At 76.0% G+C, this 25,476-nt stretch carries 26 protein-coding genes; 13 read left to right on the top strand and 13 right to left on the bottom strand.

Translation table 11 applies throughout. From position 1 onward, the window contains the following. Positions 1–19 precede the first annotated feature (19 nt). Positions 20–910, bottom strand: a complete 891-nt coding sequence (locus tag AC1050_RS10890) for a DUF2599 domain-containing protein (RefSeq protein WP_482387427.1) — start codon at positions 908–910, stop codon at positions 20–22. Between the two features lie 53 nt (positions 911–963). Then, positions 964–1,509, bottom strand: coding sequence for a YqeB family protein (locus AC1050_RS10895; RefSeq protein ID WP_482387428.1), 546 nt, complete (start codon positions 1,507–1,509; stop codon positions 964–966). Positions 1,510–1,700: 191 nt separating this feature from the next. Here AC1050_RS10895 and purL point away from each other — a divergent pair, with 191 nt between their 5' ends. Further along, positions 1,701–4,115 carry a phosphoribosylformylglycinamidine synthase subunit PurL gene (gene purL / locus AC1050_RS10900; protein WP_482387429.1) on the top strand — a complete coding sequence of 805 codons (2,415 nt, stop codon included), beginning with the start codon at positions 1,701–1,703 and terminating at the stop codon, positions 4,113–4,115. A 71-nt stretch (positions 4,116–4,186) separates the two neighbouring features. On the opposite strand, the gene AC1050_RS10905 is transcribed toward purL, so the two are convergent. Further along, entirely contained in the window at positions 4,187–4,642 is a 456-nt protein-coding gene (locus AC1050_RS10905) for an Ig-like domain repeat protein (RefSeq protein ID WP_482387430.1), read from the bottom strand. 164 nt (positions 4,643–4,806) lie between these two features. On the opposite strand from AC1050_RS10905, the gene rsgA reads away from it, so the two are divergent. Beyond that, positions 4,807–5,853, top strand: coding sequence for a ribosome small subunit-dependent GTPase A (gene rsgA, locus AC1050_RS10910; protein ID WP_482387431.1), 1,047 nt, complete (start codon positions 4,807–4,809; stop codon positions 5,851–5,853). A 68-nt stretch (positions 5,854–5,921) separates the two neighbouring features. Next, positions 5,922–6,293: a sterol carrier family protein gene (locus AC1050_RS10915; protein ID WP_482387432.1), complete on the top strand. Its 372-nt coding sequence runs from the start codon at positions 5,922–5,924 to the stop codon at positions 6,291–6,293. A gap of 29 nt (positions 6,294–6,322) precedes the next feature. Here the strand turns inward: AC1050_RS10915 and AC1050_RS10920 are convergent, their stop codons facing one another. Beyond that, positions 6,323–6,982, bottom strand: coding sequence for an IMPACT family protein (locus AC1050_RS10920; protein WP_482387433.1), 660 nt, complete (start codon positions 6,980–6,982; stop codon positions 6,323–6,325). A 55-nt stretch (positions 6,983–7,037) separates the two neighbouring features. Here AC1050_RS10920 and AC1050_RS10925 point away from each other — a divergent pair, with 55 nt between their 5' ends. Genes AC1050_RS10925 through purM form a run of 3 tightly spaced genes read left to right on the top strand, consistent with a single transcriptional unit; the run spans position 7,038 to position 10,150 of the window. Further along, positions 7,038–7,451 carry a histidine kinase gene (locus AC1050_RS10925; protein ID WP_482387434.1) on the top strand — a complete coding sequence of 138 codons (414 nt, stop codon included), beginning with the start codon at positions 7,038–7,040 and terminating at the stop codon, positions 7,449–7,451. Positions 7,452–7,487: 36 nt separating this feature from the next. Continuing rightward, on the top strand, positions 7,488–9,038 hold the full coding sequence (purF, locus tag AC1050_RS10930) for an amidophosphoribosyltransferase (protein ID WP_482387435.1): 1,551 nt from the start codon (positions 7,488–7,490) through the stop codon (positions 9,036–9,038). Further along, positions 9,035–10,150, top strand: a complete 1,116-nt coding sequence (gene purM, locus AC1050_RS10935) for a phosphoribosylformylglycinamidine cyclo-ligase (RefSeq protein ID WP_482387436.1) — start codon at positions 9,035–9,037, stop codon at positions 10,148–10,150. Before purF ends, purM begins: the two co-directional genes overlap by 4 nt. 305 nt (positions 10,151–10,455) lie before the next feature. On the opposite strand, the gene AC1050_RS10940 is transcribed toward purM, so the two are convergent. Next, the gene (locus tag AC1050_RS10940) at positions 10,456–10,647 is read right to left on the bottom strand and encodes a DUF3073 domain-containing protein (protein ID WP_454049933.1); all 192 of its coding nucleotides are present in this window, start codon (positions 10,645–10,647) and stop codon (positions 10,456–10,458) included. Positions 10,648–11,334: 687 nt separating this feature from the next. Between AC1050_RS10940 and AC1050_RS10945 the strand changes: the two genes are divergently transcribed. After that, positions 11,335–11,544 (top strand): BldC family transcriptional regulator, encoded by a 210-nt coding sequence (locus AC1050_RS10945; RefSeq protein ID WP_482387437.1) that lies wholly within the window; start codon positions 11,335–11,337, stop codon positions 11,542–11,544. Between the two features lie 290 nt (positions 11,545–11,834). Further along, on the top strand, positions 11,835–12,482 hold the full coding sequence (locus tag AC1050_RS10950) for a methylated-DNA--[protein]-cysteine S-methyltransferase (RefSeq protein ID WP_482387438.1): 648 nt from the start codon (positions 11,835–11,837) through the stop codon (positions 12,480–12,482). A 58-nt stretch (positions 12,483–12,540) separates the two neighbouring features. Here AC1050_RS10950 and AC1050_RS10955 read toward each other — a convergent pair whose 3' ends face one another. From AC1050_RS10955 to AC1050_RS10965, 3 genes are all read right to left on the bottom strand, one after another. Then, the gene (locus AC1050_RS10955) at positions 12,541–12,816 is read right to left on the bottom strand and encodes a DUF3618 domain-containing protein (RefSeq protein ID WP_482387439.1); all 276 of its coding nucleotides are present in this window, start codon (positions 12,814–12,816) and stop codon (positions 12,541–12,543) included. Then, positions 12,813–13,241, bottom strand: a complete 429-nt coding sequence (locus AC1050_RS10960; RefSeq protein ID WP_482387440.1) for a phage holin family protein — start codon at positions 13,239–13,241, stop codon at positions 12,813–12,815. The genes AC1050_RS10955 and AC1050_RS10960 overlap by 4 nt, the downstream gene beginning before the upstream one ends. Before the next feature lie 91 nt (positions 13,242–13,332). After that, positions 13,333–13,770 carry a phage holin family protein gene (locus tag AC1050_RS10965; RefSeq protein WP_482387441.1) on the bottom strand — a complete coding sequence of 146 codons (438 nt, stop codon included), beginning with the start codon at positions 13,768–13,770 and terminating at the stop codon, positions 13,333–13,335. A gap of 160 nt (positions 13,771–13,930) precedes the next feature. Here AC1050_RS10965 and AC1050_RS10970 point away from each other — a divergent pair, with 160 nt between their 5' ends. After that, complete coding sequence (locus tag AC1050_RS10970) at positions 13,931–16,210, top strand: SpoIIE family protein phosphatase (RefSeq protein WP_482387926.1); 2,280 nt, start codon at positions 13,931–13,933, stop codon at positions 16,208–16,210. A 27-nt stretch (positions 16,211–16,237) separates the two neighbouring features. On the opposite strand, the gene AC1050_RS10975 is transcribed toward AC1050_RS10970, so the two are convergent. The 3 genes from AC1050_RS10975 to AC1050_RS10985 all read right to left on the bottom strand — a co-directional run bounded on the left by AC1050_RS10975 (position 16,238) and on the right by AC1050_RS10985 (position 19,547). Next, entirely contained in the window at positions 16,238–16,858 is a 621-nt protein-coding gene (locus AC1050_RS10975) for an FMN reductase (RefSeq protein ID WP_482387442.1), read from the bottom strand. A gap of 101 nt (positions 16,859–16,959) precedes the next feature. Further along, complete coding sequence (locus AC1050_RS10980; protein WP_482387443.1) at positions 16,960–18,138, bottom strand: LLM class flavin-dependent oxidoreductase; 1,179 nt, start codon at positions 18,136–18,138, stop codon at positions 16,960–16,962. 62 nt (positions 18,139–18,200) lie between these two features. Beyond that, positions 18,201–19,547 (bottom strand): APC family permease, encoded by a 1,347-nt coding sequence (locus tag AC1050_RS10985; protein ID WP_482387444.1) that lies wholly within the window; start codon positions 19,545–19,547, stop codon positions 18,201–18,203. Positions 19,548–19,854: 307 nt separating this feature from the next. On the opposite strand from AC1050_RS10985, the gene AC1050_RS10990 reads away from it, so the two are divergent. From AC1050_RS10990 to AC1050_RS11000, 3 genes are all read left to right on the top strand, one after another. After that, the gene (locus AC1050_RS10990) at positions 19,855–21,732 is read left to right on the top strand and encodes a PKD domain-containing protein (RefSeq protein ID WP_482387445.1); all 1,878 of its coding nucleotides are present in this window, start codon (positions 19,855–19,857) and stop codon (positions 21,730–21,732) included. A 107-nt stretch (positions 21,733–21,839) separates the two neighbouring features. Continuing rightward, the gene (locus AC1050_RS10995) at positions 21,840–22,286 is read left to right on the top strand and encodes an ArsR/SmtB family transcription factor (protein WP_482387446.1); all 447 of its coding nucleotides are present in this window, start codon (positions 21,840–21,842) and stop codon (positions 22,284–22,286) included. Between the two features lie 115 nt (positions 22,287–22,401). Then, a complete protein-coding gene (locus tag AC1050_RS11000) occupies positions 22,402–23,958 on the top strand; it encodes a GAF domain-containing protein (protein WP_482387447.1) in 1,557 nt (518 codons plus the stop codon). Between the two features lie 39 nt (positions 23,959–23,997). Here the strand turns inward: AC1050_RS11000 and AC1050_RS11005 are convergent, their stop codons facing one another. Further along, complete coding sequence (locus AC1050_RS11005; protein WP_482387448.1) at positions 23,998–24,588, bottom strand: M15 family metallopeptidase; 591 nt, start codon at positions 24,586–24,588, stop codon at positions 23,998–24,000. 180 nt (positions 24,589–24,768) lie between these two features. Between AC1050_RS11005 and AC1050_RS11010 the strand changes: the two genes are divergently transcribed. Beyond that, complete coding sequence (locus AC1050_RS11010) at positions 24,769–24,933, top strand: hypothetical protein (RefSeq protein ID WP_482387449.1); 165 nt, start codon at positions 24,769–24,771, stop codon at positions 24,931–24,933. Between the two features lie 8 nt (positions 24,934–24,941). Here AC1050_RS11010 and AC1050_RS11015 read toward each other — a convergent pair whose 3' ends face one another. Further along, on the bottom strand, positions 24,942–25,460 hold the full coding sequence (locus tag AC1050_RS11015; protein WP_482387450.1) for a hypothetical protein: 519 nt from the start codon (positions 25,458–25,460) through the stop codon (positions 24,942–24,944). Positions 25,461–25,476 lie beyond the last annotated feature (16 nt).

Raw genomic sequence — 25,476 nt, forward strand, 5'->3', positions numbered from 1 at the left:
GACCCCGTCGCGAGGGAGGTCACTCCGGGTTGCAGAGCGCCCCGATCATCGCGAGCAGCCCCACGTCCGGGCGCCACGGCTCGAGGTTCCAGGACGCCTTGTCCGGGGCGCCGATGACGTGGCAGGCCAGCTGGTCGCGCACGGTCGGGGCGTCGGCCTCGGGCTCCTGCGCGGTGAGCTGCGCCCACAGCAGCTCCTCGGCGGCGAGGCTGCCGCCGCGCGCCCAGGTGGCGGGCGCGACGGCCAGGCTGCGGCCACCCTCGTCGGCGAGGTCGCGCCAGGTCGCCTCCCGCAGGGCGGATCCGGCGAACGTGGCGGACACGGTCCCGCCCGGCGCCTCCTCCACGGTGCCGTCGGTGCGCACCGGCAGGGTCAGCCGCCACTCCAGCGCGCCGTCGGACGCGACCGCCTGCACCCGCGCGCCCGACCCGGCGGCGTCCCCGCCCAGCACGGGTGCGGTGACCGCGCCCGCGGCGCGGCCGTCGGCGTCCCGGAGCAGGGCGGAGCCGTCGTCCAGGCGATCGACCGCCCACCCCTCGGGCGGGACGAGCCACAGCACCGGGGCGACGGAGGTCTCCCCGGCCGGGCCCGCAGGCAGCGCGGCGGTCAGCACGACGGCGCCGTCCTCGTCGGGCTCGCCCGTGACCGGGTCGACCGGCGGCCAGACGGCGAGCTCGGCGTCGCCCGACCGCACCGGCACGCCGTCGGCGCGCATGCCGTCGGCCCCGCCCACGGTCAGGTGTCCGGTGGCGCTCGGCGCGGGGCTCGGCGTGGCCGCCGGGGCCGGCTCCGGGGACCCGGTGCACGCGGCGAGCAGGGCGAGCGGTGCGAGCACGGCCGCGAGCCCGGAGCGCACCGAGCGGCCCGTGCGCGCCGAGGGCAGCCGGGTGCGGGTGCGGGCACGGGTCACGGCGCCCAGTGTGCCGGTCCGCCGGCGGCGGGGTCAGCCCCCGGTCCCCGGCCTCAGGCGTGCGGGTCCCAGGGGTAGCCGGCGTCGCGGAACGCCCGCTCGAGGTCGGCGGCCGCGATCCCGGTCTGCACGCGCACCAGCTCGGTGCCGTTGGACGCCAGCAGCACCACCGCGCCGTCCTCGTGCAGCGCCTCCCGGACGTCGGCGCGCAGGTAGGTCCGGCGGGACCTCCCGCGGACGACCACGACGCGGTCCGGCGCGATCTCGAACCGGGGCTCCTTGTCCACCTCGGCGGCCGCGAGCAGCGCGCCGAGCAGGGCGCCCGCCGCGACGAGGGCGACCGGGCCCCAGGCGCCCCAGCCGTCCACCACCCGGTCGACCGTCACGACGACGCCGCGCCACGGCAGCACGTCCAGCGACAGCAGGCGGCCGCGCAGCAGGTGCAGCACGGCGCCCAGCGCGACGCCGCCGCCGACCAGGACCACGTACGTCCACGCGACGTCGCCGCGGGGGTAGGCCAGCGTCACGCTCCCGGCGGGGCGCGAGGCGTCCCGAGCGTCGGCCGGTGCGTCGGCGGGCTCCGGGTCGCGGTCGGTCACCCGGCCAGGTTAGGAGCCGGGCGGGCCCGGCCGCCTCCTCCCTCGTGCGGAGGCGGGTCCGCCCGGGGGCGGGCGTCCCGCCCGGTCGCCGCGCGCGGGTAACCTGTGCCACGTCTGACGACGCCCGCCACGCCCGCCGCCGGCCCGGTCCCCCGACCGCCGCGCGGCCGGCCACCAGCCCGAGGGACTCGATGACCAGCGCGCCCACCTCCCCGCAGCAGCCCGCCGACTCCGCCGTCGGGCAGGTGTCCGACACGGTGGAGCACGCCGCGGCCACCCCCGACGCCGTGCAGCCGTTCGCCGAGCTCGGCCTCAAGCCGGACGAGTACCAGCGGATCCGCGACATCCTCGGCCGCCGCCCCACGGCCGCCGAGCTCGCGATGTACTCGGTCATGTGGTCCGAGCACTGCTCGTACAAGTCGAGCAAGAACCACCTGCGCAAGTTCGGCGAGCGCGTCACGCCCGAGATGACCGAGCACCTGCTGGTCGGCATCGGCGAGAACGCCGGCGTCGTGGACATCGGCGACGGCTGGGCCGTGACGTTCAAGGTCGAGTCGCACAACCACCCGTCGTACGTCGAGCCCTACCAGGGCGCCGCGACGGGCGTCGGCGGCATCGTGCGCGACATCATCTCGATGGGCGCGCGCCCGGTGGCCGTCATGGACCAGCTGCGGTTCGGCGCGGTCGACCACCCCGACACCGCCCGCGTCGTGCACGGCGTGGTCTCCGGCGTCGGCGGCTACGGCAACTCGCTCGGCCTGCCGAACATCGGCGGCGAGCTGGTGTTCGACGCCTCCTACCAGGGCAACCCGCTGGTCAACGCGCTGTGCCTCGGGGTGCTGCGGCACGAGGACATCCACCTGGCCAACGCCTCGGGCGTCGGCAACAAGGTCGTGCTGTTCGGCGCCCGCACCGGCGGCGACGGCATCGGCGGCGCGTCGATCCTGGCGTCCGAGACCTTCGACGACACCAAGCCCTCCAAGCGCCCGAGCGTGCAGGTCGGCGACCCGTTCATGGAGAAGGTGCTCATCGAGTGCTGCCTGGAGCTCTACGCGGCCCGCGTGGTCGAGGGCATCCAGGACCTCGGCGCGGCCGGCATCTCCTGCGCGACCTCCGAGCTCGCGTCCAACGGCGACGGCGGCATGCACGTCGACCTGGAGAACGTGCTGCTGCGCGACCCGACCCTGACCGCCGGCGAGATCCTCATGTCGGAGTCCCAGGAGCGGATGATGGCGGTCGTCACGCCGGAGAAGCTCGACGAGTTCCTCGCGATCACGTCGCGGTGGGACGTCGAGACGGCCGTGATCGGCGAGGTCACCGGCACCGGCCGGCTGACCATCGACCACCACGGCCAGCGGATCGTCGACGTGGACCCGAAGACCGTCGCGCACGAGGGCCCGGTCTACGACCGCCCGTACTCCCGCCCCGAGTGGCAGGACGGCCTGGTCGCCGACTCCGTCAGCATCCCCGAGGGCGTCGCGCGGTACGCCCGCGCCGAGGGCGGCCCGGCGCTGCGCGCGACCGTGCTGCAGCTGCTCGCCTCGCCGAACCTGGCCTCGAAGGCCTGGGTCACCGACCAGTACGACCGCTTCGTGCAGGGCAACACCGCGCTCGCCCAGCCCGACGACGCCGGCGTGGTCCGGGTCGACGAGACCACCGGGCTGGGCGTCGCGCTCGCGACCGACGCCAACGGCCGGTACGCCAAGCTCGACCCGTACACCGGGGCGCAGCTCGCGCTGGCCGAGGCCTACCGGAACGTCGCGGCGTCCGGGGCCCGGCCGCTCGCCGTCACCGACTGCCTCAACTTCGGCAGCCCCGAGGACCCGGCGTCGATGTGGCAGCTCGTGCAGGCGATCGAGGGCCTGGCCGACGGCTGCGCCACGCTCGCCGTCCCGGTCACCGGCGGCAACGTCTCGCTCTACAACGGCACCGGCGAGCCCGGCAAGATCGACTCCGCCATCCACCCGACGCCCGTCGTCGGCGTGCTCGGCGTGATCGACGACGTCGCCGAGGCCACCCCGTCCGGCTGGACCACCGCCGGCCAGTCGGTCTACCTGCTGGGCACCACCCGTGGCGAGCTCGACGGGTCCGCGTGGGCCGACGTCGTGCACGACCACCTGGGCGGCACCCCGCCGCAGGTCGACCTGGCGGCCGAGCGCCGCCTGGCCGAGGTGCTGGTCCGCGCGTCCCGCGACGACCTGGTCGACGCCGCGCACGACCTGTCCGAGGGCGGGCTGTCGCAGGCGCTCGTCGAGTCCTCGCTGCGGTACGGCGTCGGCGTGCAGGTGGACCTGGGTGCGCTGTGCGAGCGGGACGGCGTCACGCCGTTCGAGGCGCTGTTCTCGGAGTCCACCGCCCGCGCGGTCGTCGCCGTGCCGCGCAGCGAGGCGGTCCGGTTCGAGGACCTGTGCACGGCCCAGGGCGTCCCCGCGCTGAAGATCGGCGTCACCGCCGAGACCTGCACCCCGGGTGCCGGTGCGCCGACGCAGGACCTCCCCGAGGACCACGTGCACGCAGCGGCCGTCGAGGTGACCGGCCTGTTCACGCTCCCGCTGGCCGAGGCCCGCGAGGCCTCCGAGGCCACCTTGCCGCGCTACTTCGGCTGAGGCCGGCGACCGGACGGACCGGTCCCGTCGCGCGACGGGACCGGTCCGGCCGGGGGGTGCGGGCGTGCGGCTCAGCCCTCGACGGGGGCCTCGGGCTCCTCGACGGGCGCCGTGACGGGCACGACGACGAGCTTCGAGCCGGCGCCGTTGATCTTCGCGGTGCCGCCGTAGACCGCGGTCAGCCGGTGCGTGCCGGGCGCCAGGTCCACCGCGACCGTGGCGGCGCCGGAGACGAGCGTCCCGGAGCCGACCAGCGCGGTGCCGTCCAGCAGGCGGTAGGTGCCGGTGACGACGGTCTTCGGGGCCTTCACCGTGACGACGGCGGTGTAGTCGGTGGTCGCGGGGGTGCTGGCGACCGGCGTGACCCGCAGCGTGACCTGCGGGGCGACCTTGACCACCTTGACGACCTTGACGGGCGGCTTCGGTGCCGGGGCCTTCGGGCCGGCGACGGCGGCACCGGCGGTGCCGAGCGACAGCGTGGCGGCGAGTGCCAGCGCCAGGGTGGCGCGGCGGCGGGTGCGGGTCATGGTGCTCCTCGGGGGGGTGGTGCCGACGGGGGCTGCATCGGCTGCTGACGTGTCATCGGTCGCCCCGGCCCCGGGATGACGGGTCGCCGGGCGATCTCACCCGCGGCGGGGCGGGCGGAAAAACGAGTCGCTCCGCGCCGGGCCGGGTCCCTACCGTCGGTGGCATGGAACCTGTCCGGGACGCCGCAGGGCGTGTGGTGCGCGTCGACCGCGGCGCGGTGCTCGTGCTGCCCGCGTCGCACGGGCAGACCGGCGAGCCGGTGCGGGTCGCCGTGCCCGGTGACGGGCTGGTCCCGCTGCTGGGCGCCGACGGAGTCCCGGGGGAGGCGGTGCCCGCCGCGGTCGGCGACGACGTCGTGCTCGGCACGCACCCGGACGGCTCCCCGGCGCTGGTCGCGCTGACCGCCCGGCGCACCGCGGTGGTCCGGGACGGGCCGGACCGCACGTCGCGCGAGCAGGTGCTCGCGGCCAACGTCGACGTCGTGCTGGTGGTCGAGCACCTGGACCCCGACCCGAGCCTGGGGCGGGTCGAGCGCCTGCTGACGCTGGCCTGGCGGTCGGGCGCGACACCCGTCGTGGTGCTGACCAAGGCGGACCTGGTGCCGGATCCCGACGGGATGGCCGACGAGGTGCGCGCCGCCGCGATCGGCGCGGACGTGCACGTGGTCAGCGTCGCCGCGGGGACGGGGCTGGACCCGGTGCGGGACCTGCTCGGACCGGGTCGGACGCTGGTGGTGGTCGGGCCGTCCGGGGCGGGCAAGTCCACCCTGGTGAACGCGCTGGCCGGCGCCGAGGTGATGCTGACGGGGGACCGCCGCTCCGACGGCCGCGGCCGGCACACGACGGTGCACCGCGAGCTCGTGCCGCTGCCCGGCGGCGCCAGCCTGATCGACACCCCGGGGCTCCGCGGCGTCGGGCTGGTGGCGGACGCGGCGGCCCTCGACACGACGTTCGCGGACGTCGTCGAGCTCGCGGCGGCCTGCCGGTTCGCCGACTGCGCGCACGGCGCGGAGCCCGGCTGCGCGGTGCAGGCCGCGGTGGCCGACGGCTCGCTGCCCGCGCGACGGCTCGACTCCTGGCGGCGGCTCGCCCGGGAGGCGGCCTACCAGGAGCGCCGGTCCGACGCCCGGCTCGCCGCGGCCGAGCGGAACCGGGTCAAGCGGGCGACGGTCGCGTACCACCGGCTGCAGCAGGGCCGCCCCGCCCGCTGAGCCGTCGCGTCGGCGGGCGTGCCGCCCCGGCGAGCGTGCCGCCCCGGCGGCCGGGGAGAATGGCGCGCATGCCACCGCGTCGCCGTACCGATCCCGCCGTCGGCCGGGTCGCGCTCGCCGCCTGGCGCGCCGACCCCACCGACCGCGCCGCCCGCCGCACGGCCGTGCGGTTCACCCTCGAGGAGCTGGCCGACGTCGCCCCCGGGCACACCGTCGAGGTCCGGGTCCCGCCGGACGGGGCCGTGCAGGCGGTCGAGGGCCCGCGGCACACGCGCGGCACCCCGCCGAACGTCGTCGAGACCGACCCCGACACCTGGCTGGCGCTGGCCACGGGGACGGAGTCGTGGGGCTCGGCGCTGGCCTCGGGCCGGGTGCACGCCTCGGGCGAGCGCGCGGACCTGTCCGACTGGCTCCCGCTGCAGGCGACCCGCGCGCGCTGACCCGGTCGGCGCGGGTCCGGTCCGACCGCCTAGCGGGTCAGGATCTCGGTCGCGCCGCGCACGGCGTGCCGGGTGCCCGCCGTCGCGGCGGCCAGGGCGGCGTCCAGCGCGTCCAGGTGCGCCGGCGGCACCAGGAGGGCGAACGTCGCCTCGGCGCCGTACGCGACGTCGGCCAGGCCGGCGTCGTGCGCGCCCGCCCAGTCGAGCAGCAGGCCGTGCAGGCGGCCCGCGTCGGCGTGCGGGACCGCCACGGTGACCCGCACGGCCGCGGTGCGCCGCAGCACCCGGGCGTGGTCCAGCACCTCGGACGTGGCCGACGAGTACGCCCGCACCAGGCCGCCCGCGCCGAGCAGCACGCCCCCGAAGTACCGGGTCACGACGACGACCAGGTCGGTGAGCTCGCGTCGGCGCAGCACCTCCAGCATCGGGACGCCCGCGGTGCCGGACGGCTCGCCGTCGTCGGTCGACCGCTGCTGCTCGGCGAGCGGGCCGACGGCCAGCGCGACGCAGTGGTGCCGGGCGTCCCAGTACCGCTTGCGGACCGCGGCGACGACGGCGTCCGCCTCCGCGACGGACGCCACGGGGTGCGCCAGCGCGAGGAACCGGGACTTCTTGACGACCAGCTCGTGCTCGACGGGCCGGGCGATGGTGGACGGGTACCGCGGCGCGGTGTCGGCTGCGGGTCCCACCCGGCCGAGCGTAGGCGGTGCGGCCCGGCGCGCGGTCGCCGCCTAGGATCGGCGGGTGGCCGATCCTGCTGACCCGCGACCCGACGACGCGACGGGCCCCGCCGACGTGCCCGCCCGGCCCGCGGTGCCCGTGCAGCCCGCGGCTCCGGCCCCGGTGCCGGACGAGGCCGAGCTCGCGCGCGTGGCCGAGCCCGCGCAGGTGCGCCGTGCCCCGAAGATCGGCGCGTTCATCGTCACCGGCGCCCTGGTCGGCGCGCTGCTGGGCCTGGTCGCGGCGCTCGTCGCCGGCCCGGACAGCGACCTGGTGGCGGACGGCACGGCGTTCATCGGCATCCTCGAGGGCCAGGGCAGCGCGCGGTTCTTCTCCGCCCTGATCGGGGCGATCGTGGGCGGGTTCGCGGGTGCGGGCCTGGCCCTGCTGGCCGACCGCCGCAGCGTGCGCCGGACGGAGCGCGACGCCCGCCCCTGACTCGGCGCCTCGCGTGGCATGTGTCACCATGGAGCCGTGGCCCCCCGCGGAGACGGACTGCTCAACCACGACCTCTTGCCGAACGAGAAGGGTCCCCAGGACGCATGCGGCGTCTTCGGGGTCTGGGCTCCCGGCGAGGAGGTCGCCAAGCTCACCTACTTCGGGCTCTACGCCCTGCAGCACCGTGGACAGGAGTCCGCAGGCATCGCGACGTCCAACGGCGAGCAGCTGCTGGTCTACAAGGACATGGGACTCGTCTCCCAGGTCTTCGACGAGACCGCGCTCAACGCCCTGCACGGGCACATCGCCGTCGGGCACGCGCGCTACTCCACCACCGGTGGCAGCACCTGGGAGAACGCGCAGCCCACGCTCGGCGCGACGGCCGGCGGCACGGTCGCGCTGGCGCACAACGGCAACCTGACCAACACGGCCGAGCTGGTCGACCTGGTCGCGGAGCGGTACGGCGCCCAGCGGCGCGGCGAGCTCGCGCGCGGCAACACCACGGACACCGCCCTGGTGACCGCGCTGTTCGCGGGCGACCCGGACCACACGCTCGAGGCCACCGCGATGGAGGTGCTCCCGCGGCTGCGCGGCGCCTTCAGCCTGGTGTGGATGGACGAGCACACGCTCTACGCGGCGCGCGACCCGCAGGGCGTCCGCCCGCTGGTGCTCGGTCGCCTGGAGCGCGGCTGGGTCGTCGCGAGCGAGACTCCCGCGCTGGACATCGTCGGCGCGTCGTTCGTCCGCGAGATCGAGCCGGGCGAGCTGGTCGCGATCGACGCGGACGGCCTGCGCACGCAGCGGTTCACGGAGCCGCAGCAGCGCGCCGGCTGCGTCTTCGAGTACGTCTACCTGGCCCGCCCGGACACCTCGATCTCCGGCCGGTCCGTGCACGCGGCCCGCGTCGAGATGGGCCGCCGGCTGGCCAAGGAGCACCCCGTCGAGGCCGACCTGGTCATCCCGGTGCCGGAGTCCGGCACCCCGGCGGCGGTCGGGTACGCGCAGGCGTCGGGCATCCCGTTCGGGCAGGGCCTGACCAAGAACGCCTACGTCGGCCGCACGTTCATCCAGCCGTCGCAGACGCTGCGCCAGCTCGGCATCCGGCTCAAGCTGAACCCGCTCCGCGAGGTGATCCGCGGCAAGCGGCTGGTCGTCGTCGACGACTCGATCGTCCGCGGCAACACCCAGCGCGCGCTGATCCGGATGCTGCGCGAGGCCGGTGCCGCCGAGGTGCACGTGCGGATCAGCAGCCCGCCGGTCAAGTGGCCGTGCTTCTACGGCATCGACTTCGCGTCCCGCGCCGAGCTGATCGCGAACGGCCTGGCCGTGGACGAGATCGGCTCGTCGCTGGGCGCCGACTCGCTGGGCTACATCTCGATGGACGGCATGATCGCCGCCACCGAGCAGCCCGCGTCGCAGCTGTGCACGGCGTGCTTCAGCGGCACGTACCCCATCGAGCTGCCGTCCCAGGACCGGCTCGGCAAGCACCTGCTCGAGCAGAACGAGCTGCCGCTCGGCGCCCCGGAGGACGGGCTGGCCACGCTCGTGCCGGGCTCGGGCGGATCGAACGCGTTGGAGCACCCGTGACCGAGGGCATCACCTACGCCGGCGCCGGCGTCGACACCGAGGCCGGCGACCGCGCGGTCGAGCTGATGAAGGACGCGGTGCGCGCGACGCACGGACCCGAGGTGCTGGGCGGGGTCGGCGGGTTCGCCGGGCTGTTCGACGCGTCCGCGCTGGTCGGCTACCGCAAGCCGCTGCTGGCGACCTCCACGGACGGCGTCGGCACCAAGGTCGCCATCGCGCAGGCCATGGACGTGCACGACACCATCGGGTTCGACCTGGTCGGCATGGTCGTCGACGACATCGTCGTGGTGGGCGCCAAGCCGCTGTTCATGACGGACTACATCGCGTGCGGCCGGGTCGTGCCCGAGCGGATCGCCGACGTCGTGCGCGGTATCGCCGCGGCGTGCTCGGTGGCGGGGACGGCGCTGGTCGGCGGGGAGACCGCGGAGCACCCGGGCCTGCTCGGCCCGGACGAGTACGACGTGGCCGGCGCGGCGACGGGCGTGGTCGAGGCGGACGCGCTGCTCGGCCCCGAGCGGGTGCGCGCGGGGGACGTGCTGATCGCGCTCGGGTCGTCGGGCCTGCACTCCAACGGCTACTCGCTGGTGCGCCGGGTCGTCGCGCACGCGGGCTGGGCGCTGGACCGCGATGTGCCGGAGCTCGGCCGGACGCTCGGCGCGGAGCTGCTCGAGCCCACCCGGGTGTACGCCGCCGACTGCCTCGCGCTGGTCGAGCGCGCCGGGGGAGCGGTGCACGGGTTCAGCCACGTCACCGGCGGCGGGCTGGCGGCGAACGTCGCGCGCGTGCTGCCCGCGGGCCTGGTCGCGGACGTCTCCCGCGCGGGCTGGACGCTGCCGCCGGTGTTCTCGCTGGTGCAGGCCGCCGGCGCGGTGCCGTGGGCCGACCTGGAGCGGACCCTGAACCTGGGCGTCGGCATGGTCGCGATCGTGGACGCCGCGGCCGCCGACGCCGTGCAGCGGCACGCGGTCGAGCTCGGCATGACTGCCTGGCACCTCGGCGAGGTGCGCGCGCTCGCCGCCGCGGACGCCGACGCGGGCCCGGACCTGGTCGCGGGGACCAAGGGCGTGCAGGGCGGCGCGGTCCGGATGAGCGGCACGTACCGCACGTCCTGACCTCCGGCCGCCCCGCCGGGCCGGCCGGCCGCGGGGTCGCCCGGTGGGCTCGCCGAGGTCGTCACATCGGCGCGAGGTCGTCAGTCGTACGTGACGACCTCGCCGACGACTGACGACCTCGCGGCTGCCGGACGACGCGGGGCGCGACGCAGCCGCGAGGGGTGCCGGGGGTGACGTGGCCCGGACGGCCGAAGGTCCACCCCGCGACCGGTGATCGGCGCGAGGTGGACCTGCGGTACGTCAGGGTGCCGCGGGATCCGCGGCAGGGCCGGTGCCACGCGGTGCGCGACTGCCGGCCCGGGGATTCAGCGCTCGTCCGCCCAACGAGGGGGGTACTCGTCACCCTCGTCGTCGGTGTCCTGGCGGCTGTCCGTGACGAGGTCGTTCCCGTGCCCGGTGAGCTCCTGCTCCAAGGCCCGGTAGTTGGTGTCAGGGCTGAAGTACTTCAGCTCCCGCGCCACCTTCGTCTGCTTAGCCTTCTGACGGCCGCGCCCCATGGCATCGACCCCCTCTAACGTGGAAGCGGGGCGGCTCCGTGCTCACACGTGCGGCCCCGGGGTGCTGAATAGTCTGTTCGAGTCGCAACGGTACATGGTCCTGGCGGGATCCGACCACTCGCCGCGAGAGTGACACGCGCCCGGTGCGGCGGCCCCCGGAGGCCTCGCCACCTGGGCCTGGCGCCTCGAGCGCGCTCGCGCGGGGCTCCGAAGCGGTCGGAAGTGTGACCTTCGCCACGTCCGTGCCGGGTGAGCCGGGACCGCGAGACCGGCAGGTGCCCTCACCCGGTCGCCGCTGCCGGCTGGGCCGGACGCGACGAACCCGGTGGTCGGGCGCCCGCCCCGGGGCTCTGTGACTGGGCGAGGTCCCCGAACGGGTGACGGCGGGCGATGCGATGACGCTCGTCTGGCGCACGTCTCCCGCGCGCAGTCATGTCCAGTAAGACCTAGAGTGTCCCAATAGTTACCGCTTGTCCGGAGATGGGACGTAGGTACTGGTTGTGTGGAGTTCTGTCGTGACAGAGTGGTCGCGGTGGGGGCGCAAGGGGGGTAGCAGCACGATGAGGTCGACGTCGTCAGCCCGCTCGGGAGCAGTTCCGGCGCCGGTGCTGAGGTCGACCACGATCCTGACAGCGATGGTGCTCGGCCAGCGGGCCGGTCACCACGAGAGCACCCCGGAGGTCTGACGTGTCCGCCCCCCACACCGAGAACGAGATCCTGCTGACGCCGTCCGAGGTGGCGAGCCTCTTCCGCGTCGACCCCAAGACGGTGACCCGCTGGGCCAAGTCCGGCAAGCTCTCGTCGATCCGCACGCTCGGCGGCCACCGCCGCTACCGCGAGACGGAGGTCCGCGAGCTGCTCGGCGGGGTCCCCGGCCAGCGCGGCGACGACGTCTGAGCCGTCCCGGTCCGACCACGCGCGGCGGCCGACGCCGCGCGCCGGCGTGCGTCCACGCGTGCGCCGGCTCCCGGCACGACGGGACCACGGCAGCGCGTGCGCAGCGCCCCCGGTGACTTCCACGGTCGTGACGACCCTGCCCTGACACCCGTGCCCGGACGCCCGTGCCCCCGGGGACACCGGTGCGTGGCATCCGAGACCGTGACGACCGGACCCGGGAGGACGCGGTGACGACAGCCGTGTCCGATGCCCGCCAGAACGCGGGTGGCGCGGCGGCGCATGATGGGGCCATGGCCCTCGACAGCGTCTCCCTCGGCAGCGCGCCTCTCGGCGCGCCCGACCTCGACCGCCCGGTTCTCGGATCCCCGGCCGTCGGCACCACGATCGACGACACCGCGGCCGTCGACACCACGGGCCCGCTGCTCGCCGCCGTGCTGCCGTCGCCGGCCGGTGCGCTCGCCGTGCTGCTGACCCCGGACGGCGTCGTGCGCGCGGCCGGGTTCGCGCCCGTGGCGACGATGCTGGTCCGGCTGCCGCTGGACCTGGCGGTACGCGGCCACGAGCTGGTGGACGCCCGTGAGCTGCTGGCACGCGGCGGCGCGGTCGCGGTCGTGGCGGAGTCCGCCGCGCGGTACGCGGACGGCGAGGTGCGCGCGCTCGACGCGGTGGCGGTGGCGCAGCCCGGTGGCCCGTTCCAGCAGCGCGCGTGGGTCGCGATGCGGGCCATAGCCCCAGGCACGACGGCGACGTACGCCGAGCTGGCGGTGGCGGCGGGCAACCCGGCCGCGGTGCGCGCGGCCGGGTCGGCGTGCGCGCGAAACCTCGTGGCCCCGTTCGTCCCGTGCCACCGCGTGCTGCGCAGCGGCGGCACGCTGGGCGGCTACTACTACGGGCTCGAGGCGAAGCAGGTGCTGCTGGCGCACGAGTCCCGGGGCTGACCGCCCGGGGCCGGGCGGCCGGCCCCGGCGAGCGGTCAGCGCGCAGTCAGCGCACGCCTCAGCGCCGGACCATCATCGCCACGGCGAGCGCCAGCACCCCGACGCCCGCGGCGAGCAGCCCGCGCGCGCGGTTCTTGTTCGCCGGGTCCGCGGCGGGGTCGGTGCCGATCGCGTCGCGCCAGACCTTCTGGGCACCGGCCTTGGCGTCCGCGACCTGCCGCTGCGGGCTCAGGCGCGCGGCGAGCTCGTCGGCGGTGCCGGCCAGCTCGGCCCGGGTGAGCTCGACCTCGGTCTCGAGGGCGGCGATCGACGGGGTGGACGTGCTGTCGCTCATCGGCGCAGACCCTCCTTGACGGACGCGGACACCATGTCGGCGTCCTGCTTGAGCCCCGCGATCGCCTTCTCCGGCGACGGCGGGGTGCCCTTCTGCAGGCTCTTCAAGCCGATCAGGGCGAGGACGCCGGTGATGATCGCGAGGACCACCAGCACGATGAGTGCGGCGAGCCAGGGCGCGAGGCCCTCGCTGATCGCCAGGATGATCGTGGTGATCAGCACGGCGAACGTGAAGAACCCGAAGAACGCGGCGCCCGCGAGCAGCCCGATCCCGATGCCCGCGGCCTTGGCCTTCTGCGCGAGCTCGGCCTTGGCCAGGTCGATCTCGGCGCGCACGAGGCGGGCGCCCTGCTCGCTGAGCCTGCTGATGAGCTGGCCGATCGACTGCTGGTCCGGGCCGGACCCGCTGCCCGATGTCGTCGTCATCCGGTGCTCCTTCGTGGACGGGGAGGCGTTGCGCCTAGTGTGGCGCGTCGAGACGATCCGCGCAGGTGGGGCGCGTGCGCGCCGGGCGCGGTCAGTCGGTCCACGGGTGCACCAGGTGCTCCGGCGCGGGTGCGGCCGGGGGCTCGTCGAGCCGGGTGCGGACCGGCTCGGGCAGCCGGCGGCGGCCCCACGCGGCGGCGCCCGCCGCGGCACCGATGAGGACGACGCCGACCAGCAGCGCCGCCAGCCACAGGTCGAGCACCGCCGACAGCCCGACGACCGCGCTCGTGACCAGCAGGGCGAGCCCGAACACCGTCAGCAGCAGGGCGACGGCGAACGCCAGCGCGCTGGGCCGGACCTCGACGGCGCGCGCCCGGACGGAGCGCAGCACGGAGTCGACCTCGGCCTGCACCGAGCGGCGGACCCGGTCCTCCACCTGCTCGATGCGCTCGCGGGTGCGTTCCGCGAGCGGCTCGGCGAACCGGCTGAACAGCCCGGCCCGGCGCGGCTCGTCCTGGGGGTCGGTCACGGCGTCCTCCTCGGCACCAGGTCCTGCGCTGCTCGCCCGTCCCGGACCACCCTAGCGACCGGCGGCTTGCGAGGTCGTGCCGTGATTTGCGATGGTCGGGGCAGCCTCGCGCGACGCGCCCGGTCGTCCCACCGTCCGACGAGTGCTCGCCCGAGAGGGGATGTGCGTGCAGGAACCCCTGCTCATGGCCCCCGGCGACCCCGTCGACCTCGACAGCTGCGCGCGCGAACCGATCCACGTCCCCGGTTCGGTCCAGCCCCGCGGCGTGCTGCTGCTGGTGCGGGACGCGGGCGCGGTGGTGCTGCAGTGCTCGGCGAACGTGGCCACGGTGCTCGGGCGCCCGGTGCAGGACGTGCTCGGCCGACCGCTCGCGGAGGTCCTCGGCACGCCCGCGGCGCGCGTCGTCCTGGAGCAGCTGGCGGCGGTCCCGGACCACCGGACCCGCAACCCCGGGCTCGTGCACGTCCCGGTCGGCGGCGGTCCCGAGGGCTCCGGGGGCACGGCCGTGCTCGACGTCGTGGTGCACCGCCCGCCGCCCGCCACGGCGTCGGACCCGGGCGAGGTGTTCGTCGTCGAACTGGAGCCGGCCGACGGCCCGCGGCCCCTCACGTACGGCAGCACGTACGAGACGGTGCGCGACGCCATCGCCGACCTGAACCGGACCGGCGAGCTGGGTGAGCTGTACGACGTGGCGGCGCAGCACGTGCGGCGCCTGACCGGGTTCGACCGCGTGATGATCTACCGGTTCGACGCCGAGTACAACGGCGAGGTGGTGGCCGAGGCGCGCCGGGCGGACCTCGAGCCGTTCCTCGGGCTGCACTACCCGGCCTCGGACATCCCGCCGCAGGCCCGCGCGATGTACGAGAAGAGCTGGATCCGGCTGATCTCGGACGTGTCCTACACGCCGGTGCCGATCGTCCCGACGGACGTGCCGCTGACCGGGCAGCCGCTCGACCTGACCTACGCCACGCTGCGCAGCGTCTCGCCCATCCACTGCGAGTACCTGCAGAACATGGGCGTGCGGGCGTCCATGTCCATCTCGCTGCTGCGGGACGGGCGGCTCTGGGGCATGGTGGCGTGCCACCACTACTCGGGGCCGCACGCCCCGTCCTACGGCGTCCGCTCGGCGGCGGAGTTCCTCGGCGTCGCGTTGTCGGCGCGCCTGGTCGCGCAGGTCGAGGAGGACCTGCTCACCGAGTCCCGGCGCGCGTCGGGCGTCCTGGCCCGGCTGGTCGGTGCGAGCCGCGACGAGGACGTGCGCCTGACGCAGGCCCTGACCCGGACCGGCGACCTGCTCGCGCTGGTGCCGGCCGACGGGGTCGTCGTCGGCGCCGGCGACGACCTGGTCACGCGTGGGCACGTGCCGGACCCGGCGGCCTGCCGGGCGCTGGCCGCGTGGGTCGGGTCGCTCGGGGACCGGGTGCTCGCCACGGACCACCTGGCCGCCGAGCCCGGTGCGCCCGACGTCCCGGGGGTGGCGGGCGTACTCGCGATCGCGCTGCCCGACGGCGGGGCCGTGCTCTGGCTGCGCGACGAGGTCGTCCGGACCGTCGACTGGGGCGGCGACCCGACCACCAAGGCGATGGTCGTGCCGCACGGCGAGGGCGCGCGCCTGGGGCCGCGGCAGTCGTTCGACCTCTGGCGGGAGCAGGTCCGCGGCCGGTCGCTGCCGTGGGACGACCGGCACGCGACCAGCGCGGCCGACCTGCGGGTGCACCTGGTCGAGGCGCTGTTCCGGCGCGGGCGCGCCGAGGTGGTCGCCGCCCGGGCGCTGCAGCGCACCCTCCTGCCGACGAGCCTGCCGGACGTGCCGGGCTGGACGGTCGACGCCCGCTACCAGGCGTCGGGCACGGGGCAGGTGGGCGGCGACTGGTACGACGTGCTGCCCCTGGCCGACGGGCGGGTGGCGTTCACCGTCGGCGACGTCGCCGGGCACGGGCTGCCCACCGCCGCGGCGATGGGCCAGCTGCGCAACGCCACGCGCGCCTACCTGCTGGACGCCGCCCCGCCGGCGGTGGTGCTGGCCCGGGTGGCGGCGCTGGCGCGGTGGACCCTGCCCGGGCAGATGGCCACGATGGTGCTGGCGCTGCTCGACCCGGCGACGGGCGAGGTCGAGTACGCCACGGCCGGGCACCTGCCCCCGCTGGTCGTGCGGGCCGGCGGGGCGGCGGGGTGGGAGCCGGTGCAGGGCTCGCCGCTCATCGGCCTGCTGGCCGGCGAGCCGGCGACGGCGCGCGTGCGGCTCGCGCCGGGGGACGCGCTGCTGCTGCTGACCGACGGGGTGGTGGAGCGGCGCCGCGAGTCGCTGCGCGTCGCGCTGGACCGGGCTGCCACCGAGGTCGGCCGCCCCGAGCCGGGCGCGCTCGGGGCCCTGGTGGACCGGCTGCGCGAGCCGAGCTCGGAGGACGACGCGACGGTCGTGCTGCTCGCCCGCGACTGACCCGGGCGAGCGGCGCCGGTCCCCGGCTCAGCCGCCCAGCAGGTCGGCGAAGCTCGGCGTCGCGGCGAACGGGTCCTGCGGTCCGCGCGGGCCGCGGGCGGCGACCGTGGTCGCGAGCTCGGCGCCGGCGCGCCGGATGCGTGCGGGCAGCGGGCTCGGCTCGCCGGCGGTGCTGCCGGTGGCCCAGTCGTCGGTGGCGGCGAACACGGAGGTCGTGGCGACGTCGGCCCGCAGGTAGGTGAACAGCGGGCGCATCGAGTACTCGACGGCCAGCGAGTGCCGGGCGGTGCCGCCGGTCGCCCCGAGCAGCACGGGCAGCCCGATCAGGCTGTCCTTGTCCAGGATGTCGACGAACGACTTGAACAGCCCCGAGTAGGTCGTGGTGAACAGCGGCGTCACGGCGATCAGCGCGTCGGCGCCGGTCACGGCCTCGATCACCTCGGCGAGCGCCGGGCTCGGCACGCCGGTCAGCATCGCGTTGACGACGTCGTGCGCGTGGTCGCGCAGCTCGACGACCCGGACCTCCGGACGCTGGCCGCGGTCGGCGAGCTCGGTCGCGGTCGCCTCGGCGAGCCGGTCGGCGAGCAGGCGGGTGGAGGACGGCTGGCCGAGGCCGGCCGACAGCGCGACGATCCTGCGCTCGGTCATGGGTGGTGCTCCTGTCCTGAGGGTGCTTCTGGTGCTGCGGGGTGCGCGCCGGGCGGGAGGAGGAACCTCCCGCCCGGCGGCGTTGTTCCGGGCGGTCCGGGTCAGCGGCCGGCGACCGCGTCGGCGGCCGCGGTGTCGTCCTCGGCCGTCTTGCCGGTCCAGTGGTCGGCGGCGGCGACGGACTGCTCGTGCACGGTGCCGGCCGCGCGGGCCTGCGCGACGCGCTCGGCGTGCGTCGGCGGGCCCGAGGGCACGTCGGCCGGGCGGTCGGACTCCATCTCCTTGCGCAGCACGGGGACGACCTCGCCGCCGAGGATGTCGAGCTGCTCGAGGACCGTCTTGAGCGGCAGGCCGGCGTGGTCGATCAGGAACAGCTGGCGCTGGTAGTGGCCGACGTCGTGCCGCATGGCGGCGTACCGGTCGATCACCTGCTGCGGCGAGCCGACCGTCAGCGGGGTCTGCGCCGAGAAGTCCTCGAGCGACGGGCCGTGGCCGTAGACCGGGGCGTTGTCGAAGTACGGGCGGAACTCGTCCACCGCCGCCTGCGAGCTCTTCCGCATGAACACCTGGCCGCCGAGGCCGACGATCGCCTGATCCGCGCGGCCGTGGCCGTAGTGCTCGAACCGCTGGCGGTAGAACTGCACCATCTGCTTCGTGTGGCTCATCGGCCAGAAGATGTTGTTGTGGAAGAAGCCGTCGCCGTAGAACGCGGCCTGCTCGGCGATCTCGGGGCTGCGGATCGAGCCGTGCCAGACGAACGGCGGCACGCCGTCGAGCGGGCGCGGCGTGGAGGTGAAGCCCTGCAGCGGGGTGCGGAACTTGCCCTCCCAGTCGACGACCTCCTCGGTCCAGAGGCGGCGCAGCAGCGCGTAGTTCTCGATCGCCAGCGGGATGCCCTGCCGGATGTCCTGGCCGAACCAGGGGTAGACGGGGCCGGTGTTGCCGCGGCCCATCATCAGGTCCATCCGCCCGTCGGAGACGACCTGGAGCATCGCGTACTCCTCGGCCAGCCGGACCGGGTCGTTGGTCGTGATCAGCGTGGTGGCCGTCGACAGCACGATGTCCTTCGTGCGGCCGGCCAGATAGCCGAGCATCGTCGTGGGGGACGACGCGACGAACGGCGGGTTGTGGTGCTCGCCGGTCGCGAAGACGTCGAGGCCGACCTCCTCCGCGTGCTGGGCGATCGTCAGGATCGACCGGACGCGCTCGGTGTCGTCGGGCGCGCGGCCCGTGTGGGGGTCAGGGGTGATGTCGCTGACCGTGAAGACTCCGAACTGCATCTCGCGCTCCTCAAGTCGATGCGTTTGCATGTACTTGCGCCCCAACGGGCGGGAGCGCGGATCTATTCCGCGGACGTCCCGGCGTGCTCGCGGGCCCCGCGCAGCGACGCCCTGCGGGTCACCAGGTGCAGCACCAGGCCGACCGCCAGCAGGACACCCGCCAGCGCCCAGTGCCGCGCCTCCTGCTGGGTCAGCAGCACCAGGCAGGTGACGATCGCCAGGACCGGCAGGGCCGTCCACGCCCGGAAGTGGTCGTGCTCGACGCGGTCGCGCCGCAGGACGAGCACCGCCACGTTGGTGCTGAGGAAGACGAACAGCAGCAGCAGGACGACGGTCGAGGCCAGGTCGACCAGCTCCCCGGTCGCGGCCAGCACCATCGCGACCACGGTCGTCACGACGATCGCGACCCACGGCGTCTGCCGGCCGGGGAGCACGCGGCCCAGGACGGGCGGCAGCAGGCCCTCGCGCGCCATGCCGTAGGTGAGGCGGCTGGCCATGATCATGGTGAGCAGCGCGCCGTTGGCGACGGCGACCAGCGCGACCGCGGAGAACACCTCGAGCGGGATGCCACCCGCGACGCGCACGACCTCGAGCAGCGGGCCGCTGGAGGCCGCGAGGTCCTCGGGCGCGACGACGGCCGGGGCCACCAGGCCCACCAGCAGGTAGACCACGCCCGCGGCGAGCAGGGCGCCGAACAGCGCGCGCGGGTAGACCCGGCGCACGTCGGTGACCTCCTCGGCCAGGTTGGCCGAGGTCTCGAACCCGACGAACGAGTAGAAGGCGATCAGGGCCCCGCCGAGGATCGCGGCGGCCCAGGACGTCTCGGCCGGCAGCTCGAGGACCCGGGACGGGTCGCCGTCGCCGCGGCCGAGCACCACGGCGCCCAGGACCACGACCAGCACCAGCCCGGACAGCTCGATCGCGGTCATCACGACGTTGGCGCGCAGCGACTCCTGGATGCCGCGCATGTTCAGCGCGGCGACCAGGGCCAGGAACACCAGGGCGACCGGCACGGCCGGCAGGTCGAGGAACACGGCGAGGTAGTCCCCGGCGAAGGCCAGCGACAGGCCCGCCGCGGACGTCACGCCGGCGGCCAGCATGCTGAAGCCGACCAGGAACGACACCAGCGGGCTGCCGAACGCGCGCTGCGCGAACACCGCCGAGCCGCCGGCCCTCGGGTACTTCGTGACCAGCTCGGCGTACGACGCGGCGGTCAGCAGGGCCATGCCCAGGGCGACGAGCAGCGGCAGCCAGATCGCGCCGCCGGCCTCGGCCCCGAGCTCGCCCACGAGGGCGTAGACGCCGGCGCCCAGGACGTCGCCGAGGATGAACAGGAACAGCAGGGGCCCGGTGACGGCGCGCTTCAGGCCCGCCGGACGCTGCGCGGTCGTGGTGTCGGTGTCGGTCACCCGGTGAGTATCGGGGCGCGGCCGCTGGTCCGCTCGTCGGGCGCCGGAGGCCGGCGAACGGGTGACCGAGACCACACGTGCGGCGGGATGTGCTCGCGCGGCGGCCCGCGTTGTCGATCGAGAGCCTGCGGCCTCCTCCTGTCACGGAGCCGCACGCGGGGGCGCGGGGCGCCCCGAGGACCGACGGCCCTCCCGGTGGCGACGACGACGCCGGGCACGGGTCCGCCGCACCGCCGCGCAGCGGCATCCCGCACCAGCACGCACCCGGGCGTCCGGAGCCGGCGCCCGCCAGCAGGGGGATCCCACCATGCCGTCCGACCTCGGGCGCGCCCACGCGCGCGCCCTCCTGACCGCAGTACTCGTGCTCGTCCTGGCGCTCGCGGGCGCCGCACCGGCCGCCGCCCTCGTCCGACCCGCCGGCCTCGTCCGACCCGCCACCCCGGCGGCCGCCGCCTCGTCACCCGCCGACGACCCCGGGTTCCGGCTCGGTGCCCACGTCGACCGGGGTGCCGCGCCCGACGCCGCGACCGCGGTCGAGGGGTTCGAGGACGCGATCGGCCGCCGCCTCGACGTGCACCGCTGGTACAGCCGGTGGGACGACGTGCAGCCGGCCGGCCCCGTCGTGGAGTCGGTGGCCCGCGGGCGCACGCCGCTGCTCTCGATCTGGCCGAAGCGGCTGGACGGCTCGGTCGTCCCGTGGGCCGCGATCGCCCGGGGCGACGTGGACGCGGACATCCGGCGGCAGGCGGCCGGAGTCGCCGCGCTCGGCGTGCCCGTCTACCTGACGCTGCACCACGAGGCCGACATCGCCGAGGGCTGGGGCACGCCCGCCGAGTTCCGCGCGGCCTGGCGGCACTACGTGCAGGTGTTCCGCGACGCGGGGGTGGCGGACGTCCGCTGGACGTGGGTCGTGACGCCGGGCAGCTTCGGGTCCGCGCCGTCGACGGCCGGGGCCGACGCCTTCTACCCGGGGGACGACGTCGTGGACCGGGTCGGCCTGGACGCCTACAACTGGTACGGCTGCGCGCCCGGCAAGCCGGCGACGTGGCGGTCGCTGGCCGAGGTGGTGACGCCGTTCCGGCGCTGGGCCGACGCCCGCGGCAGGACGCCGCTGCTCGCGGAGTTCGGCACGGCCGCCGACCCGGCCGACCCGGGCCGGCGCGCGGCCTGGCTGACCGACGCCGTGGCGTACCTCGGCGCCTGGCCGGAGCTGGACGTCGCCTCGTCGTTCGAGGGCACCGGGACCTGCCCGTGGGCGGTGGCCGGCTCCGCCGCGGCGCGTGCCGCCTACGCGGCGGCGGTCGCGGCCCCGGTGGCGCACGCCCGCCCCACGGCGTCGCTCGTCCCGTCCGGGTCGGTGGGTGCCGCGCCGTTCGCGGTGACCCTGGACCTGAGCCGCAGCACCGGGGGCGGGTCGGCCACCGGTCACGGCGTGGCCCGGTGGGCTCTCGACCTCGGCGACGGCACCACCCGGAGCGGCACCGGGCAGCCCGGCACCGTCGCGCACACGTTCGCCGCGGGTACGCGGACGGTGCGGCTCACCGTGACCGACGCCGCGGGCCGCACGGCGACGGACCGGCGCACGCTGGTCGTGGCGGCCCCGCCGGCGGTCACGGCCGCCGAGCGCGACGTCACCGGGTCGGGCGCGGGGCTGCGGGCGTGGGTGGACCCCGAGGGGCTGGCGGGCACGGTCCGGCTGTCCTGGGCCGTGGACGGCGGTGCCGAGGTCGGCCGGGTCGACCGCGCGGTCACCCCGACGACGTCGGCGCAGGCGCTGGTGCACGACGTCACCGGCCTGCGCCCGGGGACCCGCTACCGGTGGACCGTCACCGCGACGACGGCGGCCGGGACCACGGCGGTCAGCCGGACCTTCGACACCCCGGGTGCGCCGGAGGTGCGGGCGCTCGCGGCCACGGCGGTGGGGCGGACCGGGGCGACGGCGCAGCTGCGCGTGCACCCGCACGGGCTGGACACGGCGGTCCGGGTCGAGTGGGGGCCGGCCTCGACGGCCGGCTGGACCGCTCGCACCGGTGACGTCGCGTTCCCCGCCGCGTCCTGGGAGCGGTCGGGGACGGCGCCGCTGACCGGCCTCGCGCCCGGGACGACCTACCGGTACCGGGTGGTCGCCACGAACGCCGCGGGCAGCACGGCCGGGCCCGTCCAGACGCTCACGACGGCGCCGTAGGGACGGCTGGGGAGGGCCGCGGCCCCGCCCGCGGGATAACCTCGCGGGCGGGGCCGCGGCACGTCCCGGTCCTGCCCGCCGCGACCCGCCCAGCACCAGGAGGATGCGTGGCCGACCCGCTGTCGAAGGTCTTCTCCGCGCTCGCGGACCCGCTGCGCCGGGACATCGTCGCCCGGCTCACGGCCGGGGACGCCACCGTCGGGGAGCTGGCGGCGCCGTACGACGTGACGACCCAGGCGGTCTCCAAGCACCTGCGCGTGCTGGAGGAGGCCGGGCTGGTCAGCCGGCGCCGGGAGGCGCAGCGCCGGCCCGTGCACCTCGAGGCCGACGTGTTCGACCTGATGACCATGTGGATCGAGCGCCACCGGCGCGAGGCCGAGTTCCGGTACCGCCCGCTCGACGGGGCGCTGCTCGTCGACGACCAGGACGCGATCCCCGACGTCGCGCCCGCCCCGCCGGTGCGCACCGAGCGCGCACCGCGGGTGCGGCCCTCGAGCCGGCGGGTGTTCCAGCCGTGGGACCTGCGCGAACGCGAGGTGCGTCGGGAGGACTGAGGCCGGACGGTGCTGTCCGTTTCACCCCGGGTGGTCGGATGAATCCCTCATGCCCGGGTCTGTCCGGGTCGATGGGGACGGGAGCGAGCGCCCCGACCCATCCCTGAGGAGCGAAGTGTTCAGAACCACCCGCCCGGCTGCGGCTGCTGCTGCCGTCGAGCTGTCCGAGGCCCGTGCCAACAACGAGGCCGTGACCGCGGTCGTGCACGCCCTGGCCGACGCCCGGACGTCCGAGGACGCCGTGCGCGTCGCGCTGGACGTCGTCCGCGAGCGGTTCGACTGGGCCTACGGGTCGTACTGGCGGGTCGACCGGGAGGGGCCCGCGCCGGCGCTGCGCTTCGTCCAGGAGTCCGGGGACGCCGGCGCGGAGTTCCGCGAGGTCACCCGGGCCGCGTCGTTCACGGAGGGCACCGGGCTCTCCGGCCGGGCGTGGCGGCGCCGCGACCTGGTGTTCGTCGCCGACCTGGGCGAGCTGACCGACTGCGTCCGCGCCCCCGCCGCCCAGCGCGCCGGCGTCCGGTCCGGGATCTGCTTCCCGCTGACCGAGGACGGCGTCGTCACCGGCACCATGGACTTCTTCACCACCGAGACGCTCAGCCCGTCCGCCGGCCGGCTGGCCACGCTGCGCAGCATCGGCGTGCTGGTGTCCCAGGCCATCGAGCGGGTGGTGGCCGCCGAGCGCCAGGCCGTGGCGGCGCAGGACGTCGAGGCCGTCAGCCGCGTGATCCACGAGGTCACCAGCGCCCCGTCCGCGCAGGAGGCGCTGACCCGCGCGCTCACCGCGATCCGGGTCGGGTTCGACTGGGCGTACGCGTCGTACTGGGCCGTCGACGACCAGGTCAACGCGCTGCGGTTCGTCCAGGAGTCGGGCGACGCCGGGCAGGAGTTCCGCGAGGTCACGCGTGCCGCGTCGTTCCGCGAGGGGGTCGGCCTGGCGGGCCGGGCGTGGAAGGCGAAGGACCTGGTGTTCGTCGCGGACCTCGGCGAGCTGACCGACTGCGTCCGGGCCCCCGCGGCCCAGCGGGTCGGCGTGAAGTCCGGGGTGTGCCTGCCGATCCTGGTGGACGGCCGGGTCACCGGGACGATGGACTTCTTCGCGACCGAGACCCTCGAGCTGTCCGACGGGCGCCGGGACGCGCTGCGCAACACCGCGTTCCTGGTCGGCCAGGCGCTGGAGCGGCACGCCGCCGCGAGCAAGCTGCGCACCGCCGGCGAGGAGCTGGTCACCTCCATCCAGGAGGTCGAGCGCAACGTGCTGGCGGCCACCACGGTGGCGCACGACGGCCAGCGCCTCACGCACGAGGCCAACCGCGAGGTCGCCGGGCTGGGGGAGTCGAGCGCCGAGATCGGGCAGGTCGTCACGGTGATCCAGGGGATCGCCGCGCAGACCAACCTGCTCGCGCTCAACGCCACCATCGAGGCCGCCCGCGCGGGCGAGGCCGGCAAGGGTTTCGCGGTCGTCGCCGGCGAGGTCAAGGAGCTCGCCCGGGAGACCGCCAGCGCGACCACCCAGGTCGGCGACAAGGTCGAGAAGATCCAGCAGCAGGTCACCGGCGTCATCACGTCGCTGGCCAAGATCGGCGGGGTCGTCGAGCGGATCAACGAGACCCAGCAGACCATCGGCGGGGTGCTGACGGAGCAGGTCGCGGTCACCCGCGCGATCCTCGACTGACGCCCGCGGGCCGCTCCGGCCGCACGGGGCCTGCGGGGGTCAGCCCTCGTAGGCCCAGTGCCAGGGCTCGCGCGGGGTGTCCTCGACGAAGCCGTACCGGTCGCCGTTCGCCCGCATCCACGCCTGGGCGGCGTCGTCCAGGCGCAGGTCGACGGCCATGCCCCAGCCGTGGTCGCTGGTGCCCGGCACCGCGGCGAGGCCGCCCTGCGAGTACAGGCCCTTGCGGGCGGCGACGTCCACCTGCGCCTCGTAGGAGCGGTACGAGTCGGTGATGCCGATGGTGACGCCGTCGCGCGCGGCGTCGGCGATGGCCCGCTCCAGCGCGTCGGCCGCCGGGGCCCACAGCCGGTGGCCGGTGTCGCCGACCGCGTGCAGGGCGTCGGCGGGAATCTTCCCGTTGCCGTAGGCGGCGAGCTCGACCGGGACGCCGTCGGCGTTCCGGGCGGTGCTCGTGGCCGTCGCCGCCCCGGGGGCGGTGGTCCCGGTGTCGACCGCCGTGGCCAGCGCCTGCGCGAACGCCGTCCCCGAGGTGCTGGTCGCGGTCACGGCCGGAGCCGGCGCCAGCGACCCGATGGTCGCCTGGATGGCGGCGATGCGCTGGCCGATCGCCGCGATGCCGTCGATGCTCATGGTGCGGTCCTTCCCCCCGGTGCTCCGCTTCCCATCGGCGGGGCGCGGCCGGATCTGAGGCGCCGCGCGCACGGTGGTCCGTGCAGGGCGGGGACGGCGCGCGCCGGGCGGGCGCGGGCAGGACGCGACACGCGGGGAGCGGAGCGGGACCGTGTCGGTGGGCGTGGTTACCGTCGGGGCATGAGCATCGGACGGCACGTGTGCATCTGGTTCGAGGACGGCGACGGCATCGACGTCGTCTGCGTCTGCGGCGCCCGCGCGGTGACCGTGGTCGACGAGGAGACGGGCGACCTGGTCGTCGTCGCGCTGGAGGAGGAGCCGGTCCCGCTGGCCGCCTCCGCCTGAGCCGCCGGTCAGTCGACCGGCACCCGGCGCGACTCCGGCGTGAACGCGTAGAGCGCGCCGTCGCGCTCGCCGACCCACCACGCGCCGCACATCACCGACGCGTCCTGCTCCTGCTCCGCCGGCCACCAGTCCGCCTGCAGCGTCGACACCCGGCGGAACTCCGCCGGGTCCGCGTCCGCCGGCCGCGGCGCCAGCGGCTGCTCGGCCGTCACCGGGACGCAGTCCGCCGGCAGGTCCCCGAGCCCCGCCCGCATCGTCACGATGTGCTCGGCACCGCCCGGCCGCGCCTTGACCCGCACGTCCTGGGCGTCGTCCGGCACCCACGCCGGCAGCGAGGCGTCCGCCTTCGCGTCGGCGCCCGTCGCGTAGGTGGACGCGGGCTCCGCGTGCGCGCCGCCGAGCGCGTTCGCGACCGCCCCGCCGCACGCGCTCAGCGTGAGCACGGCACCGGCGGCGACCGCGAGGACGGCCAGGAGCCGGCGCTCCGGCGTGCGGGCCGGGGTGCTGGTGAGCGGCGTCGTGTCCATGCCCTCGACGCTAGGG

It is taken from the genome of Cellulomonas sp. NEAU-ZC6 (genome assembly GCF_056844425.1).